The sequence below is a fragment of the Microbacterium sp. 2FI genome (genome assembly GCF_005502885.1).
In the GTDB taxonomy this organism is placed as follows: Bacteria; Actinomycetota; Actinomycetes; order Actinomycetales; family Microbacteriaceae; genus Microbacterium.
Genome location: NZ_SCMR01000006.1, coordinates 89,857 through 106,085, shown reverse-complemented (window position 1 = coordinate 106,085; position 16,229 = coordinate 89,857). Strand labels below are relative to the sequence as shown.

15 protein-coding genes are annotated in these 16,229 nt (G+C 69.4%); 8 read left to right on the top strand and 7 right to left on the bottom strand.

Annotated features, from left to right (window positions below; genetic code table 11):
• Positions 1 to 14: 14 nt before the first annotated feature.
• From FFS15_RS07445 to FFS15_RS07410, 8 genes are all read left to right on the top strand, one after another.
• Positions 15 to 1,130 carry a mannose-1-phosphate guanylyltransferase gene (locus FFS15_RS07445; RefSeq protein ID WP_137844380.1) on the top strand — a complete coding sequence of 372 codons (1,116 nt, stop codon included), beginning with the start codon at positions 15 to 17 and terminating at the stop codon, positions 1,128 to 1,130.
• A 148-nt stretch (positions 1,131 to 1,278) separates the two neighbouring features.
• Positions 1,279 to 2,397: a BMP family ABC transporter substrate-binding protein gene (locus FFS15_RS07440; RefSeq protein ID WP_137844379.1), complete on the top strand. Its 1,119-nt coding sequence runs from the start codon at positions 1,279 to 1,281 to the stop codon at positions 2,395 to 2,397.
• 93 nt (positions 2,398 to 2,490) lie between these two features.
• The gene (locus FFS15_RS07435) at positions 2,491 to 4,008 is read left to right on the top strand and encodes an ABC transporter ATP-binding protein (protein WP_137844378.1); all 1,518 of its coding nucleotides are present in this window, start codon (positions 2,491 to 2,493) and stop codon (positions 4,006 to 4,008) included.
• Complete coding sequence (locus tag FFS15_RS07430) at positions 4,005 to 5,381, top strand: ABC transporter permease (RefSeq protein WP_137844377.1); 1,377 nt, start codon at positions 4,005 to 4,007, stop codon at positions 5,379 to 5,381. Before FFS15_RS07435 ends, FFS15_RS07430 begins: the two co-directional genes overlap by 4 nt.
• Entirely contained in the window at positions 5,378 to 6,664 is a 1,287-nt protein-coding gene (locus FFS15_RS07425; protein ID WP_137844376.1) for an ABC transporter permease, read from the top strand. Before FFS15_RS07430 ends, FFS15_RS07425 begins: the two co-directional genes overlap by 4 nt.
• Before the next feature lie 43 nt (positions 6,665 to 6,707).
• Positions 6,708 to 7,109, top strand: coding sequence for a cytidine deaminase (locus FFS15_RS07420; protein WP_137844375.1), 402 nt, complete (start codon positions 6,708 to 6,710; stop codon positions 7,107 to 7,109).
• Positions 7,106 to 8,398, top strand: a complete 1,293-nt coding sequence (locus FFS15_RS07415; protein WP_137844374.1) for a thymidine phosphorylase — start codon at positions 7,106 to 7,108, stop codon at positions 8,396 to 8,398. Before FFS15_RS07420 ends, FFS15_RS07415 begins: the two co-directional genes overlap by 4 nt.
• A gap of 63 nt (positions 8,399 to 8,461) precedes the next feature.
• Positions 8,462 to 9,577 carry an adenosine deaminase gene (locus tag FFS15_RS07410; RefSeq protein ID WP_137844373.1) on the top strand — a complete coding sequence of 372 codons (1,116 nt, stop codon included), beginning with the start codon at positions 8,462 to 8,464 and terminating at the stop codon, positions 9,575 to 9,577.
• Positions 9,578 to 9,766: 189 nt separating this feature from the next.
• Here the strand turns inward: FFS15_RS07410 and FFS15_RS07405 are convergent, their stop codons facing one another.
• The 7 genes from FFS15_RS07405 to FFS15_RS07375 form a co-directional block, all read right to left on the bottom strand.
• Complete coding sequence (locus FFS15_RS07405) at positions 9,767 to 10,720, bottom strand: SDR family oxidoreductase (protein ID WP_137844372.1); 954 nt, start codon at positions 10,718 to 10,720, stop codon at positions 9,767 to 9,769.
• Positions 10,717 to 11,697 (bottom strand): bile acid:sodium symporter family protein, encoded by a 981-nt coding sequence (locus tag FFS15_RS07400; protein ID WP_137844371.1) that lies wholly within the window; start codon positions 11,695 to 11,697, stop codon positions 10,717 to 10,719. The genes FFS15_RS07405 and FFS15_RS07400 overlap by 4 nt, the downstream gene beginning before the upstream one ends.
• Entirely contained in the window at positions 11,694 to 13,025 is a 1,332-nt protein-coding gene (locus FFS15_RS07395) for an NAD(P)/FAD-dependent oxidoreductase (RefSeq protein WP_137844370.1), read from the bottom strand. Before FFS15_RS07395 ends, FFS15_RS07400 begins: the two co-directional genes overlap by 4 nt.
• Positions 13,026 to 13,121: 96 nt before the next feature.
• On the bottom strand, positions 13,122 to 13,844 hold the full coding sequence (locus FFS15_RS07390; RefSeq protein ID WP_171013117.1) for a TSUP family transporter: 723 nt from the start codon (positions 13,842 to 13,844) through the stop codon (positions 13,122 to 13,124).
• 11 nt (positions 13,845 to 13,855) lie between these two features.
• Positions 13,856 to 14,611, bottom strand: coding sequence for an alpha/beta hydrolase (locus tag FFS15_RS07385; protein WP_249353825.1), 756 nt, complete (start codon positions 14,609 to 14,611; stop codon positions 13,856 to 13,858).
• Positions 14,608 to 15,756: a mannitol-1-phosphate 5-dehydrogenase gene (locus FFS15_RS07380; protein ID WP_137844368.1), complete on the bottom strand. Its 1,149-nt coding sequence runs from the start codon at positions 15,754 to 15,756 to the stop codon at positions 14,608 to 14,610. The genes FFS15_RS07385 and FFS15_RS07380 overlap by 4 nt, the downstream gene beginning before the upstream one ends.
• Positions 15,756 to 16,193: a PTS sugar transporter subunit IIA gene (locus FFS15_RS07375; RefSeq protein ID WP_137844367.1), complete on the bottom strand. Its 438-nt coding sequence runs from the start codon at positions 16,191 to 16,193 to the stop codon at positions 15,756 to 15,758. Before FFS15_RS07375 ends, FFS15_RS07380 begins: the two co-directional genes overlap by 1 nt.
• Positions 16,194 to 16,229: the final 36 nt, after the last annotated feature.

The window sequence follows — 16,229 nt, the reverse complement described above, 5'->3', positions numbered from 1 at the left end:
GATATCCTTGGCCCATGCCAGAGCCGATCGAAGACTTCTACGCCGTCATCCCCGCGGGCGGGATCGGCAGCCGGCTCTGGCCACTCTCTCGCGCCGATGCGCCCAAGTTCCTCCACGATCTCACCGGCTCGGGTCAGACGCTCCTGCGCGACACGTGGGACCGCCTCGAGCCCCTGGCGGGGCCCGACCGGATCGCGGTCGTGACCGGACGCGCGCACCGCGCAGCGGTCGAGAAGGAGCTCCCCGGCATCCCCGACATGAACGTGTTCCTCGAGTCGGAGCCGCGCGACTCCGCCGCCGCCATCGGGCTCGCGGCGGCGATCCTCTCGAAGCGCGAGCCGGATGTGATCATCGGGTCGTTCGCGGCCGACCACGTCATCCGGGTGCCGCACCTGTTCGACTGGGCGGTCCGGCAGGCGGTGGCGACCGCGCGCGAGGGCTACATCTGCACGATCGGCATCCAGCCCTCCGAGCCGTCGATCGGCTTCGGCTACATCCGGAAGGGGGCCGAGATCGTCGTCGACGGCGCCCCCGAGGCGGCCCTCGTGGAGAGCTTCGTCGAGAAGCCCGATCTCGACACGGCCAAGGCGTACTTCGCCGACCGCTCCTACCTGTGGAACGCCGGCATGTTCATCTCGCGCGCCGACGTGCTGCTCGGCGAGATCGCCGACAACCAGCCGCACCTGTACGCAGGGCTCATGGACCTCGCCGAGGCGTGGGACGACCGCGACGCCCGCGGACCCGTCGTCGACCGGGTCTGGCCGACCCTCACCAAGATCGCGATCGACTACGCCGTCGCCGAGCCTGCCGCAGAGAAGGGCCGGCTCGCCGTCGTCCCCGGCCACTTCGACTGGGACGACGTCGGCGACTTCGCGAGTCTCGCCAAGCTCAACTCCCACGGCCGCAAGAACGATCTCGCGATCCTGGGGCCGAACGCCCGCATCCTCTCGGATGCCGCGAGCGGCATCGTGGTGAGTCAGACCTCGCGCGTGATCAGCCTCATCGGCGTGCGCGACATCGTCGTGGTCGACACCGAGGACGCCCTTCTCGTGACCACCAGCGAGCACGCGCAGCGGGTCAAGGGTGTCGTGGACGCCCTCAAGCTCACCGGGCGCGGCGACGTGCTCTGAATTCCGCGGCTGTGACGGTCCGGTATCGACGTATTGCGTCTTTGTAACCTTTCGGCCCCAGAGGCGGTTCTGGATGCAAGCACGTCGTCACAGTGGGTAACTTTATGCAGTCCCCGTGAAGGACGCGGGGTTACCAGTGGAGGCTGAGTTGAACATCTCACGCACCAAGAAGCTCGTCGGTGTCACTGCCGCCGCGGGCCTTCTCATCGCCCTCGCGGGCTGCGGCGCAGCGCCGGAGAGCACCCCGAGCGAAACCGCCGACGCCATCGACGTCGTCGAAGGCTTCACCCCCTGCCTCGTCTCGGACGACGGCGGGTTCAACGACAAGTCGTTCAACCAGTCCGCGCTCGAGGGCATGGAGATGGCGGCCGAGGAGCTGGGCGTCGAGCCCATCGAGGTCGAGTCGAGCTCGGCCAACGACTACGCGCCGAACCTCGACAACCTGATCGCCGAGGGCTGCACGTTCATCGTCGCCGTCGGCTTCAAGCTGTCGGCCGACACGATCGCCTCGGCGACCGCGAACCCCGACGTCGACTACGCGATCATCGACGACTGGGCCGACGCCGACTTCAACGGCGAGACCGACGCCCCCAACATCAAGCCCCTCATGTTCGACACGGTCCAGGCCGCGTACCTCGGCGGCTACGCCGCGGCCGCATGGTCGGCTGAGGCCGGCGTCAACAAGGTCGGCACCTTCGGCGGCATCCAGATCCCGCCGGTGACGATCTTCATGGACGGCTTCGTCGACGGCGTCGCCAAGTACAACGAGGACAAGGGTGCCGACGTGGCGACCTTCGGCTGGGACGTCGCCGGCCAGGAGGGCTCCTTCACGGGCGGCTTCGCCGCCAACGACACTGCCAAGGTGACCGCGCAGGGCATCCTCGACCAGGGTGTCGACGTGATCCTGCCCGTCGGTGGACCGATCTACCAGAGCGCTCGCGACGCGATCGCCGACGGCGGCGCGAACACCGTCATGCTCGGTGTCGACTCCGACCTCGCCGTCGTCGACCCGTCGGTCGCCGACCTCGTGCTGACCTCGATCATGAAGCGCATCGACCAGGCCGTCTACGAGGCGACCATGGCCGCCGCGACCGGTGAGTTCGATGTCGCGCCGTACGTCGGCACGCTCGAGAACGAGGGCGTCGGCCTCTCGGGCTTCGGCTCGTTCGAGTCGCAGCTGCCCGAGGGCCTGGTCGACGAGCTCGCCGCGCTGCAGGAGCAGATCATCTCGGGTGAGCTCGAGGTGACCTCGCCCAGCTCGCCGTAGCACCGGCGCAGTGCGCACTGCGGCCGGGTGGATGACACATCCACCCGGCCGCAGTTCTTCCAGCCCACCCGACTCACTCGGTAAGGTGCAGATATGAAGCTCGAGCTCCGTGGAATCACGAAGCGGTTCGGGTCCCTCGTCGCGAACGACCACATCGATCTTGTGGTCCGCCCGGGTGAGATCCACGCCCTCCTGGGCGAGAACGGCGCCGGCAAGTCCACCCTCATGAACGTGCTCTACGGCCTGTACCAGGCCGATGAGGGCGACATCCTGCTGGACGACGTCGTCCAGCACTTCCGGGGTCCCGGAGATGCGATGGCCGCCGGCATCGGCATGGTGCACCAGCACTTCATGCTCATCCCCGTCTTCACGGTCGCAGAGAACGTCATGCTCGGCCATGAGGACACCAAGGCGCTCGGCGCCCTCGACCTCTCCAAGGCTCGCCAGCATGTGCGCGATGTCGCCGCCCGCTTCGGGTTCCAGGTCGATCCCGACGCGATCGTCGGCGATCTCCCCGTCGGCGTCCAGCAGCGGGTCGAGATCATCAAGGCCCTCTCGCGCGACGCCAAGGTGCTCGTCTTCGACGAGCCGACCGCGGTCCTGACGCCGCAGGAGACCGACGAGCTGATGGGCATCATGCGCCAGCTCCGCGACGAGGGCACCTCGATCGTGTTCATCACCCACAAGCTGCGCGAAGTCCGCGAGGTCGCCGATCGGATCACGGTCGTGCGACTCGGCAAGGTCGTCGGCGAGGCATCTCCGACCGCCTCCAACGCCGAGCTCGCCTCTCTCATGGTCGGGCGCGCCGTCGAACTCACCGTCCACAAGGGCGAGGCATCGATCGGCGAGGGCGGGCTCGCCGTCAAGGATCTCCGGGTTCTCACCGCCGAAGGTGCCGTCGTCGTCGACGGCGTGAGCTTCGATGTGCGTCCCGGGGAGGTGCTCGCCGTCGCGGGCGTCCAAGGCAACGGTCAGACCGAGCTCGTGGAGGCGATCGTCGGCCTTGCCGAGCGCGTCACCGGCACCATCACGCTCGACGGCGTGAACCTGATCGGGCGGAGCGTGCGCGGCATCCTCGACGAAGGAGTGGGGTTCGTCCCCGAGGATCGCACCGAAGACGGGCTCGTCGGAGGCTTCACGGTCGCCGAGAACCTCATCCTCGATCGCTCGTCGGATGCCGCCTTCGTCCGCGGCGGCACGATCAAGCGCACCGCCCTCGACGACTTCGCGAAGGCGCGCATCACCGAGTACGACATCCGCACGCAGGGCCCCGACGTTCCGGCCGGCACGCTCTCGGGCGGCAACCAGCAGAAGGTCGTGATCGCGCGCGAGATGAGCCGCGAGCTGAAGTTGCTCGTCGCCGCCCAGCCGACGCGCGGCGTCGACGTCGGATCGATCGAGTTCATCCACACCCGCATCGTCGAGACGCGCGACTCGGGTGTGCCGGTGCTCGTGGTCTCGACCGAGCTCGACGAGGTGGCGGCACTCGCCGACCGCATCGCCGTGATGTACCGCGGAACGATCGTGGGCATCGTGCCGGGCGACACCCCGCGAGACGTGCTGGGCCTGATGATGGCGGGCGAGACGCCCGAGAGCGGGGTGGCCGCGTGAGCGATGACGCCAAGGGGACGACCCCCGGCACTTCCGACCCGACCAAGGGCCTTCCGCCCGAGCAGCTGCCCCCGGCCTCCGGTCCGCTCACGGGCACGCCGGATGCTGCGACCGTCGACGCCGAGATCGCGCCGCCGCCGCGACAGAACGTCGTCATCAAGGAGATCCTGCGCAGCAACTGGGTGACCACGGTGCTTGCGATCGTCGCGGCGATGATCGTCGGCGGCATCCTGATGGCGATCACCGACGAAGACGTCCAGGCCGCTGCGGGCTACTTCTTCTCACGACCCGGCGACACCATCGCAGCCGTCTGGAGCGCCGTGTACGGCGGGTACGAGGCGCTCTTCCGCGGCGCGATCTTCAACTCGCGGGCGAACGACTTCGCGACGGCGATCCGTCCGCTCACCAACACGCTGGGCTTCGCGGCGCCGCTCATCGCAGCCGGCCTCGGCGTCGCCCTCGCCTTCCGCGTGGGGCTGTTCAACATCGGCGGGCGCGGCCAGATGCTCATCGGCGCGGCGTTCGCGGCGCTGGTGACGTTCAACCTCGACCTGCCGATGTACCTCCACCTGCCGCTGACGCTCGCCGCCGGCATCGTGGGCGGTGCGATCTGGGGTGGCATCGTCGGTGTACTCAAGGCCCGCACCGGCGCGCACGAGGTGATCCTCACGATCATGCTCAACTACGTCGCGTTCTATCTCGTGTCGTGGATGGTGCGCACCCCGGGACTCCTGCAGCGCCCGGCCGGCGACCAGCCGATCTCAGCCCCGACCCCCGCGTCGGCGCAGTTCCCGGATCTCATCGGCCCGCGCTTCCCGATGCTCGACTGGGGATTCATCATCGTCGTCGGCGCGACCGTGTTCGTGTGGTGGCTCGTCGAACGGTCCAGCCTCGGCTTCCGACTGCGGGCCGTGGGCGAGAACCCGCACGCCGCGCGGGCCGCGGGCATCTCGGTGCAGCGCATGTACATCTACGCGATGCTCTTCGCCGGAGGCCTGGCCGGTCTTGCGGCGATGAACCAGATCCAGGGGTCGGTGACCAGCGGCTTCGACGGCTATATCGACGCGGGCATCGGGTTCGACGCGATCACGGTCGCCCTGCTCGGACGCAGCCGCGCGTGGGGCGTCTTCGCCGCCGGCATCCTGTTCGGCGCCCTCAAGGCGGGTTCCTTCACGATGCAGGCGTCGCAGGGCATCCCCGTCGACATCGTGCTGGTCGTCCAATCGTTGATCGTGCTCTTCATCGCGGCACCACCGCTCGTGCGCACGATCTTCTTCCTTCCCAAGTCCGATGCCGAGAAGGCTGCCAAGGCCCGAGCCAAGGCCGCGAAGCGTCGACCCGAGCCTGTCAACGACAAGGCGGTGTCCGCATGACCGCTCTCGCTCCCTCGACGGCCGCCGACGGCACGATCCAGCTGGCGACCGTGCGCGTTCGCCACTGGAAGCTCGCCATCAGCCTGACACTGTCCACGGCGCTGCTGGGCATCCTCTTCCTCGTCGCCCCGCGCGACGGGGTGAGCACCTTCCGACTCGGCGATCCGGCATCCTCGATCGAACTCCCCAACGTCAGTGTTCCGACCGCGGCGACGAGCTGGATCGTGTGGGGAATTCTCCTCGTGCTCACGCTGTGGGCGGCGTGGGACGCGTGGGGGTACCGCCGCACCGGAATCTGGCTGCCGATCGTCTACGGCGTGCTGGCGATCTTCGCGTTCCTCACGTGGGCCGCCGCCGACGGACTGGTCCCCGTGACCGGACTCCTCTTCGGCGCGCTGTCGCTGTCGATCCCGCTCATCTTCGGTGCGCTGGGCGGTGTCATCGGCGAACGCGTCGGAGTCGTCAACGTCGCGATCGAGGGCCAGTTCCTGCTGGGCGCGTTCAGCGCGGCGCTCATCGCGAGCATCACCGGCAACCCCTTCATGGGCCTCATCGGCGCGATGGTGGGCGGCGTGCTCGTCGCGTTCGTGCTCGCGGCGTTCTCGATCAAGTACCTCGTCGACCAGGTGATCGTCGGTGTCGTGCTCAACGTCCTCGTGACCGGGCTCACCGGATTCCTCTACGGCGCGCTCCTCGTTCCCAACGAGTCCGAGCTCAACCGCCCGGTGCGCTTCACGCGCTGGGAGATCCCGCTCCTCGGCGACATCCCGATCCTCGGGCCGGTGCTGTTCAACCAGACCTTCATCGTCTACCTCATGTACTTCACGGTCGCCGCCGTGGCGTGGGGGCTCTACCGCACCCGCTGGGGCCTGCGCCTGCGCGCGGTCGGCGAGCACCCGCAGGCCGCCGACACCGTGGGCATCAAGGTCAACATGAGCCGGTTCTGGAACGTCTCGCTCGCGGGAGCGATCGCCGGCATCGGCGGCGCGTACTTCACGCTCGTCTCGGTCGGGCAGTTCACGAAGGAGATGACCGCGGGCCTCGGCTTCATCGCGCTCGCGGCGGTCATCTTCGGCCGGTGGGATCCGGTCCGCGCGACCCTCGCGGCGCTGCTCTTCGGCTTCACGACCAACCTGCAGAACCTGCTGACAGTGCTCGGCACGCCGATCCCCAGCGAGTTCATGCTGATGCTCCCGTACCTCGTCACGATCATCGCGGTCGCCGGCTTCGCGGGACAGATCAGGGGTCCGGCCGCGGCGGGCAAACCGTACATCAAGGGATGACCGTGACCGACCCTCCCGATACCGACCCGAAGGACGACCGCTCGTGACCGACATCGACTGGGATGACCTGCGTGCGGTCGCGACGGACGCGATGCGGCGCGCATACGCCCCGTACTCGCGCTACCGGGTGGGGGCTGCGGCACTCGTGTCGGACGGGCGCATCGTCGCCGGCTGCAACATCGAGAACGCCTCGTACGGCGTGACGCTGTGTGCCGAGTGCGCGCTGGTCGGCGACCTTTTCATGTCGGGCGGCGGCAAGCTCGTCGCGTTCGTGTGCGTGAACGGCGACGGTGAGACGATCATGCCGTGCGGTCGCTGCCGGCAGCTGCTGTACGAACACGCGATCCCCGGGATGCTTCTCGAGACCGTGTCGGGCATCCGCACGATCGACGAGGTGCTGCCCGACGCGTTCGGCCCCCGCGACCTCGAGGAGGCCGGGCGATGAGCTCCGTCGAGGCCCACGACGCGGTCGACGTCATCCGCGCGAAGCGCGACGGGGGAGCAGTCCCCGAGGATGCGCTGCGCTGGATGGTCGACGCCTACACGCGCGGCTACGTCGCCGACTCGCAGATGGCCGCGTTCGCGATGGCGGTGCTCCTCAACGGCATGACCCGTGACGAGATCCGTGTCATGACCGACGCGATGATCGCGTCGGGCGAGCGCATGAGCTTCGCCGGCCTCGGCAAGCCCACGGTCGACAAGCACTCCACCGGCGGTGTCGGCGACAAGATCACGCTGCCGCTCGCGCCGCTCGTCGCAGCCTTCGGCGTCGCGGTTCCGCAGCTCTCGGGTCGCGGCCTCGGGCACACCGGCGGCACGCTCGACAAGCTCGAGTCGATCCCCGGCTGGCGGGCGGCGCTGTCGAACGACGAGATGTTCGCGCAGCTGCGCGACGTCGGCGCCGTGATCTGCGCCGCCGGGTCGGGCCTGGCTCCCGCCGACAAGAAGCTCTACGCCCTCCGCGACGTCACCGGCACCGTCGAGGCGATCCCGCTGATCGCCTCGAGCATCATGTCGAAGAAGATCGCCGAGGGCACCGACTCGCTCGTGCTCGATGTGAAGTTCGGCTCGGGAGCATTCATGCGCGACGTCGAGCGCGCGCGGGAGCTCGCCCGCACGATGGTGGCGCTCGGCACCGACTCGGGCGTGTCGACCACGGCGCTGCTCACCGACATGAACACGCCGCTCGGCCTCGCGATCGGCAACGCCAACGAGGTGCGCGAGTCGGTCGAGGTGCTCGCCGGCGGCGGTCCCGCCGACGTGGTGGAGCTCACCGTCGCGCTCGCGCGCGAGATGCTCTCGCTCGCGGGCCAGCCCGATGCCGACGTCGAAGGAGCACTCCGCGACGGCCGGGCGATGGACGCGTGGCGCGCGATGATCCGGGCCCAGGACGGGGATCCGGATGCTGCACTTCCCGCTCCGAACGAGACTCACACCGTGACGGCGACCGAGGCAGGCTTCGTCACCGGCATGGAGGCGCTGCCGTTCGGCATCGCCGCATGGCGGCTCGGGGCCGGCCGCGCCCGCGCCGAGGACCCGGTGCTGCATGCCGCCGGGATCGATCTTCACGTCAAGCCCGGCGACGAGGTCGCCGTCGGTCAGCCGCTGTTCACCCTGCTGGGCGAGGATGCGTCGCGGTTCGACCGCGCGCTCGACGCCCTCGAGGGCGCATGGGACGTGGGTGCTGAGGCCCCCGCCCGTACCCCGCTCGTGCTCGAACGCATCACCGCCTGACGCCGCCGGCGCGGCATCCATCCCCTTCCGCTTCCACACCGCCCCGACTCCGAGGAGAAACCCATGCCCATCGATCAGCACGGCGACGCCGTTCTCGACGGAGTCTCGATCCGGAGCCTGCCGAAGGTGTCGCTGCACGATCACCTCGACGGCGGCGTGCGGCCGGCGACCATCATCGGACTCGCCGACGCGGCGGGCGTCGAGGTGCCCGAGACCGATCCCGACGACCTCGCCGACTGGTTCGCCGAGAAGAGCGACTCGGGCTCGCTCGTGGAGTACCTGAAGACGTTCGACCTCACCACCGCGGTGATGCAGACGCGTGAGGGACTCACGCGCGTCGCGCGCGAGTTCGTCGAAGACCTCGCCGCCGACGGCGTGATCTACGGAGAGGTGCGCTGGGCCCCCGAGCAGCACCTCACGCGCGGCCTGTCGCTCGACGAGGTCGTCGGCGCGGTGCAGGAGGGCATCGAAGAGGGTGAGGATTCCGCCGAGCGCAGCGGCCGTGACATCCGCGTCGGGCAGCTCATCACCGCGATGCGCCACACCGACCGGTCGCTCGAGATCGCCGAACTCGCGGTCGCCTGGCGTGGACGCGGCGCCGTCGGCTTCGACATCGCCGGGCCCGAGGACGGGTTCCCGGCGTCGAACCACCGCGCGGCGTTCGACTACCTGGCGGCGGAGTTCTTCCCGGCCACCGTGCACGCGGGCGAGGCGGCCGGACTCGACTCGATCCGTTCGGCGCTGATCGACGGACGCGCGCTGCGCCTCGGCCATGGGGTGCGCATCGCGGAAGACCTCGAGGTCGTCTCGCGCGCGGGCGAAGAGGTGCTCGTGCAGTTCGGCGACCTGGCCCGCTGGGTGCGCGACCGTGAGATCCCGCTCGAGCTGTCGCCGTCGTCCAACCTGCAGACCGGCGCGATCGCGGCGTGGGGGACGGCCCTCGAGGACCACCCCTTCGACCTGCTGTACCAGCTCGGGTTCTCGGTGACGGTGAACGTCGACAACCGCACGATGAGCCGCACGTCGCTCACGCGCGAGCTGGCGCTGCTGGCCGAGACCTTCGACTACGGCCTCGACGACCTCGAGGCGTTCCAGCTGAATGCGGCCGCCGGTGCGTTCCTGCCGATCGAGGAGCGCGAAGAGCTCATCGAGCTGATCGCCGACGGCTTCGAGCGGTAGGTCTCCGCGCGGGGACTGGGACACCCCGGGTTTGGGGCGCTTCGCGTGCGCGACGCGCCGGGTGGGTCGGCGTGTCGGGCACGGAAGGCGCCCCGAACCCGGGGTGGAGTGCCGACGGATGCTGCGGCTCGGCGTGTCGGGCACGCACGGCGCCCCGAACCGCGGGCCGAAACACCCGGAGAGACCGGACTAACGCCGCGCGACGCCCGGGTGGGTGTCGAGATACGCCTCGAACGCCTCGGCCGAGGTCTTCTCCGGCGTGAAGCCGAAGTCGCGCACGAGGGCGTCGTTCGCGAGCACCGGGCGGTAGCGGAGGAACCCGACCTGCTCGGGGCCGTGGACCGTGAGTCGCAGCATCCGTCCCATCCGCAGGGCGAAGGCGAGGACGCCGGCCGGAAGCGTCAGCAGCGGCTTGCCGAGGCGGGCGGCGATCTCGTTCACGGTCATGCGGCCGGTTCCGGCGACGTTGTAGATGCCGGCGGGGCCGTCGGTCGCCGCGCGCGCGATCGCGGCGGCGACGTCGTCGACCCAGATGAAGACGAACGGCGACTCCGAGCCGCGGACGGCCAGCACCCGGCGGCCGTCCCACAGCGCCGTGATCTGGTTCTTCACGGTGGGCCCGAGGATCGTGCCGATCCGGAACACGACCTGCTCGAGCTCGGGGTTCGTCTGCCGGAACGCCGCCAGCATCTGCTCGACGAGACGCTTGTGCTTCGAGTACGGGAACTCGTCGTTGCCGCGCACCGGGTCGCTCTCGTGCAGCCACTCCGGATTGTCGGGGTGGTACCCGTAGGCGGCGCCCGACGACGACACGACGATGCGCTTGACACCGGTCTCGACGCAGGCCTCGAGCACGTGGCGCGAGCCGTCGACGTCGACCAGATACTCGAGGTCGTGGTCACGGCCGGGGTTCACGATGGCCGCGAGGTGCACGACGACGTCGATGCCGTGACGCTCCAGCAGCGGCACGAGCGAGCCCTCGCGCGTGACGTCGGCCTCGTCGTAGACGACGCCCTCGATCGGGTGCTCCGGCCGGCGCACATCGGCGGCGACCACGAGCGCGACATCGGGGTGGGCGACCAGCGCCGCGGCGACGTGGGTGCCGAGGAACCCGGCGCCGCCCGTGATCAGAACGCGCGTCATGCGGATGCCTCGGCGGCGGCATCCGCGGTGCCCTCGTCACGCGTCGCATGGCGCGAGGCGTCGCCCTTGGCCGAGCCCGTGCGGCGCTTCGTGTGCCGAGCCCAGAGCGTCGCGACGATGAGTCCGGCGATGATGTCCCAGATGCCCCACCAGCCGGCGACGATCGCCATGCCGCCGAGGCCCCCGAAGAAGGTGAAGACGAGGCCGAGTCCGAGACCGGCATTGCGGATGCCGACCTCGAACGTCATCGCCTTGCGCTCGCGTGTGCCGAGTCCGCCGACCACCGCCGTGCCGTAGCCGATCGCGAGGGCGACGGCGTCGTGGATCGTGACCACGAGCACGATGATGCCGAGGAACGCGACGAAGAAGGCCCAGTTGCCGGCGAGCGCGGCGACGATGAACCCGACGAGCGCGATGAGCGAGAACCACTTCACGAACGGCTGCACCTTCATCGCGAAGGCCGGGAAGCGGTTGCGGATCAGGAGTCCGGCGGCGAAGGGGAGGCCGATGATGAGGAATATGTCGACGAGCATCTGCCACGGGTTGAGCTCGACGGTCTCCAGCAGCGTGCTCGCGGTCGGATGCAGGGACCCCCAGAACGCGACCGACAGCGGCAGCGCGAAGATGTAGATGACGTTGCCGACCGCGGTCATCGACACCGACAGCGCGACGTTGCCGCCGGAGCGATGCGTCAGCACCTGCGAGATGTTCCCCGGCGGGCAGCAGGCCACCAGGATCATGCCGAGCGCCATCGACGGCGTCACCGGCAGGATGAGGGTCAGGGCGAAGGTCACCGCAGGCAGGACGACCAGCTGCGCGAGAATCGCGATCGCGAACGGCTTCGGCTTGCGCGCGACGATCTTGAAGTCGTCGACGGTGGTGTCCAGCGCGATGCCGAACATGATGAGCCCCAGCACCACGTTCAGGATCACGAGGGTCCCGGGGTTGAAGTTCAGGACGATGTCGTCGGGGTTCATGCGGGGATCCTCTTCTTCGAGGGGGCGGTCTCGCCCGTGCGCAGCTTCGCGGTCGCGGTGCGCACCGCGCGGCGGTACGCATCCTTGTTGACGTAGTACGACATGCGCTCGAGGCCGAGGTACTTGTAGCCGCCCGTGAGGTCGGGCCACGGCTCGCTCGTCGCCGTGCGACGGAACTCGGCCGCGCGCTCGGGATCGCTCTCATCCGCCGCGAGGTACGCCGCGATGAGCTCGGCCTGCTCGTAGCGGCCCTGCCACCCGATGCCGGAGGCCTCGATCATGCCCATGACATACAGGCCGTTGAACGAGGGCGGGAAGACGTTGAGGAAGAGCTTGGGTGACCAGCCCGTCCAGTTGAGGGCGTCGCGGGCGACGAAGGGGTAGTCGAGCGTGTAGCCGGTCGCCAGCAGCACCATGTCGTAGTCGGCGCTCGAGCCGTCGCGGAAGTGCACCGTCTGCCCGTCGAACCGGTCGATGTCGGGCTGGATCCGCAGGTCGCCCTGGCCGAGGTGGTTCAGGATCAGGGTGTTGACGATCGGGTGCGACTCGTAGATCTTGTACCCGGGCTTGGGAAAGCCGAAGCGCACCGGGTCGCCCGTGAACGCCTGCAGCACGCGCTTGTCGACGAACTGCTTGATGCGCGCGGGCAGGGGCTTGCCCTGGTTCAGCGTGTCGGACGGACGGCCGAAGAGGTAGCGCGGCACGAAGTAGTAGCCGCGACGCACGCTCATATCGACGGATGCCGCGTGGTGCACCGCGTCGACGGCGATGTCGCAGCCCGAATTGCCGGCTCCGATGATGAGCACGCGCTTGCCGGTGAGCTGCGCCGCGCTCTTGTAGGCGCTGGTGTGCACGATCTCGCCGGTGAACTCGCCGCGGAACGCCGGCACGTTCGGCTCGGCGAGCGTGCCGTTTGCGAGGATCACGCCGTCGTAGCGCTCGGAGGTCGTGCCGTCGGGCCCATCGGCGCTCAGCATCCAGCCGCCGTCGTCGGTCTTCTCGACCGAGGTGACCTTCGTCTCGAAGCGGAACCGCTCGGTGAGGCCGAAGTGATCGGCGAAGTCGCGGAAGTATCGGATGAGCGTGCGGTGGCTCGGGTAGTCGGCCGTCGTGTCCATCGGAAACTCCGCGAACTCGGTCGTCGTGCGCGAAGAGATGAGGTGGGCCGACTCGTACATCGTCGAGCGCGGGTTCTCGATGTCCCAGAGGCCCCCGACGCCGCGTGAGGCCTCATAGCCGTCGAACGCGACTCCTGCCTTCTGCAGGGCGCGCGCTGCGGACAGCCCTGAAGGACCGGCGCCGATGATGGCGTAGCGGTGCTCGTGCATTCTTCTCCCAGACACGTCTTCGTGATCGGGCTCCGGCCCGGACAACCTCACGATGTTAGCCGTTCTTAACTGAAAATCCGCATCGTGTGTGGATGGTCACGACAACAGTGCCAGGATGCCGCGTACGAGCACCACTGTCGCGCCCGCCCACGCGATCGCGAGCATCGCGATTCGGGCGATGCGGGAGGGCACGAACCGCACCAGCAGAGTGCCGATCAGGATGCCGGCGGCGGTCGCCGCGATGAGCAGCCAGATGTCGGCGACGGGGGATACCGGGAGCCCTCGCAAAGCCACCGAGACGACGCTGAACGTCGCGAAGATCACCTGAACGCTCGCGGCGAACCGGCGCTGCTCCCACTGGTCGCCGACCGCGTAGGCGGCGAGCGGCGGGCCGGACAGGCCGCTCGCGACGTGCATGAACCCCGCGGCCGAGCCCGCGACGACCGCTCCCGGGCGGCCGCGCAGCGATGCCGAGAGGGCCGGGATCCAGCCGGCCACGAGCGCGAAGTACGCCATCGCGGCGATGAGGAGGAGGAGCGCCGAATCGGGCAGCACCCGCACGAGGAGCGCCGCGAAGGGGGCGGCTACCAGACCCGGCCAGATGAGCCACCACGTCCGCCGCCACTCGATCTGCCGCCAGACGAGCGGGATCGCAGACAGCGACGCGACGAGCGCGAGCAGCACGCCGATCGTGACGCCCTCGAGCGGGCCGTAGAGCAGCACGATGGGTCCGACGAGCACGAGCACGAACCCGAGGCCCGTGATGCGCTGGATCACCGCCGCGACGAAGGCGGCGAGGGCTGCGAGGACGAGGGTCACGGGCGGAAAGTCTATGTCGCCGGCAGGCCGCTTTCGAACTCGACCAGCAGTTCCGTGAGCTCGGCTCGCATGTCGTCGTCCGAGATCGTCGGCGTGCCGTCGCCGTCCTGTGGGCCATAGTCGCCGAACGACGCGTGGCTCGCACCGTCGATTACCGCCATCTCCGCGTCGGCAGGCAGCAGCGGTCGCGCGTCGGCGATCTTCTCGGGGGTCGACAGCCCGTCCTCACTGCCGGCGATGCTGATCACCGGGAGCCCCGAGTCAGCGAGATCGGTCGCGCAGTACGACCCGAACAGGGCGAGGGCGTCGGCGTCGTCGGCCAGCTGGCACGCGCGGACGCCCCCGAGTGAGTGGCCGCCGACGATCCACGTGCCGACGTCGGGAGCGAGATCCGTGAAGGCCGACAGCGGACGCAGGTCGAAGAAGGCGAGGTTCAGCCAGGGTTTGGTGATCACGACCGTGACGCCCGCCTCGTCGACGATTCCCGACATCTTGTTCGCGTACGCCCACGGGTCGACCTTCGCGCCCGGGATGTAGACGAGGCCGACCTCGCTCGCGCCGTCGGCCGGGGCGAGCACGATGCCCGCGGCGGTGTCGCTGATCGTGATCGCCGGGTCGGCGCGCACGGCGGCGAGAGGGTCGGGCTCGGCGGCCATCACCCCCACCTGGCTCCAGATCACGATGCCGACGGCTCCCGCGAGCAGCAGCACTCCGATCGAGCCGAGCACCCACGCGAGGATCCGCCGGGCGCGGCGATGCGATGTCACAGCCCGGCCTGGCGCGCCGCGACGACGGCCTCCACACGCGGGAAGAGCGGATGCTGCGCCTCGAGCCCCGTCACGGTGGCGGTGAATGTCGCGGAGTCGTGCTCGCGCAGCATCCGCTGCAGGTCGACCGATTGCGGGTCCTCGGCATCGTCGAAGGCGAGCGCCGCGCCCATCGCCGCGACCAGCGCGTCGACCGGGAGCCCGCGTTCCGCGGCTTCGGCGGCGGGGCCGACGAAGCGCTCGTTCCGTGAGAGCTTGCGCAGGGGCTGGCGGCCCACCCGCCACACCGTGTCGGGGAGCGCGGCGTTTCGGAACCGGGCGAGGATCGTCGCGCGGTACGCCGCGAGATCGGCCGCGTCGAGCCCGTGCTTGGCGGCCAGCAGCGCCGAGGTCTCTTCGAGCGCCGCGGCCACACGCGCGGCGATCTCGTCGTTCGCGAGCGCGGCCGCGATCGTCTCGACGCCCGCCTGCGCGCCGAAGTACGCCGTCGTCGCATGCCCGGTGTTGACGGTGAAGAGCTTGCGCTCGATGTAGGGGGCGAGGTCGTCGACGAAGTGGGCGCCGGGAATGCGCGGGGGCTGCTCGCCGAACGGGGGGCGCTCGATCGCCCACTCGTAGAACGGCTCGACGGTGACGTCGACGCCGCCGTCCGCGGGCTGCGCGGGCACGATGCGGTCCACCGCGGTGTTGGCGAACACCGCGCGCCCGGCCAGGGCGTCCCATGCGTCGCCCGTGAGAGCGATGATCTCGTCGCGCAGCAGGTCGGTCGCGTTGATCGCGTTCTCGCACGCCATGATCTGCAGCGGGGGAGCCGCGGGGTCGCGCAGCCCGAGACCCGCGACGATGTGCGGCGCGACGAACTTCAGGATCGTGGGCCCGACGGCGGTCGTCACGACGTTGGCCGTGGCGATCTCGTCCACGACCTGCTGTGGGTTCTCGGCGCTGTTGATCGCGCGGAATCCGGTGACGACCGTGTCGCGGCCGCCCTCGCCCACCTCGTGGACGGTGTACTCTGAGACGGCGTTGATCGCGTCGACGAGCGGGGCCGCGACGTCGGAGAACACGAGCTCGTAGCCACCTTCGTGCAGCAGCAGCCCGACGAACCCACGGCCGATGTTGCCGGCGCCGAAGTGGACGGCCTTCATCACACGCCTGCGGACGAGACGATCGCGAAGAGCTCCTCGGGAGTCCCCGCCTCTTTCAGCCGCGCGACGTCGTCGTCGTCCGAGAACAGGATCGCGATCTGCGACAGGATCTCGAGGTGCTCATCGCCCTTGCCCGCGATGCCGACCACGAAGGTCACCGGCTCGCCGCCCCAGTCGACACCGCCGTCGTAGCGGACGACCGACAGCGCCGAGTCGAGGATCGTGTGCTTGGTCTCGTTCGTGCCGTGGGGGATGGCGAGTTCGTTGCCCATGTAGGTCGAGACGGTCTGCTCGCGCTGCTGCATCGCATCGAAGTAGGCGCTTGTGACGGCGCCCACGGACTCGAGGATGTCGGCCGCCTCCTTCATGGCCTCCTCGCGCGTCGCGCTGCCGGAGTGTATGCGCACCTGTCCGATGCTGAGGACCTCACGTGCCATGTCGGTCGCCTTTCTGTCGTCCGCGGATCCCGCGGC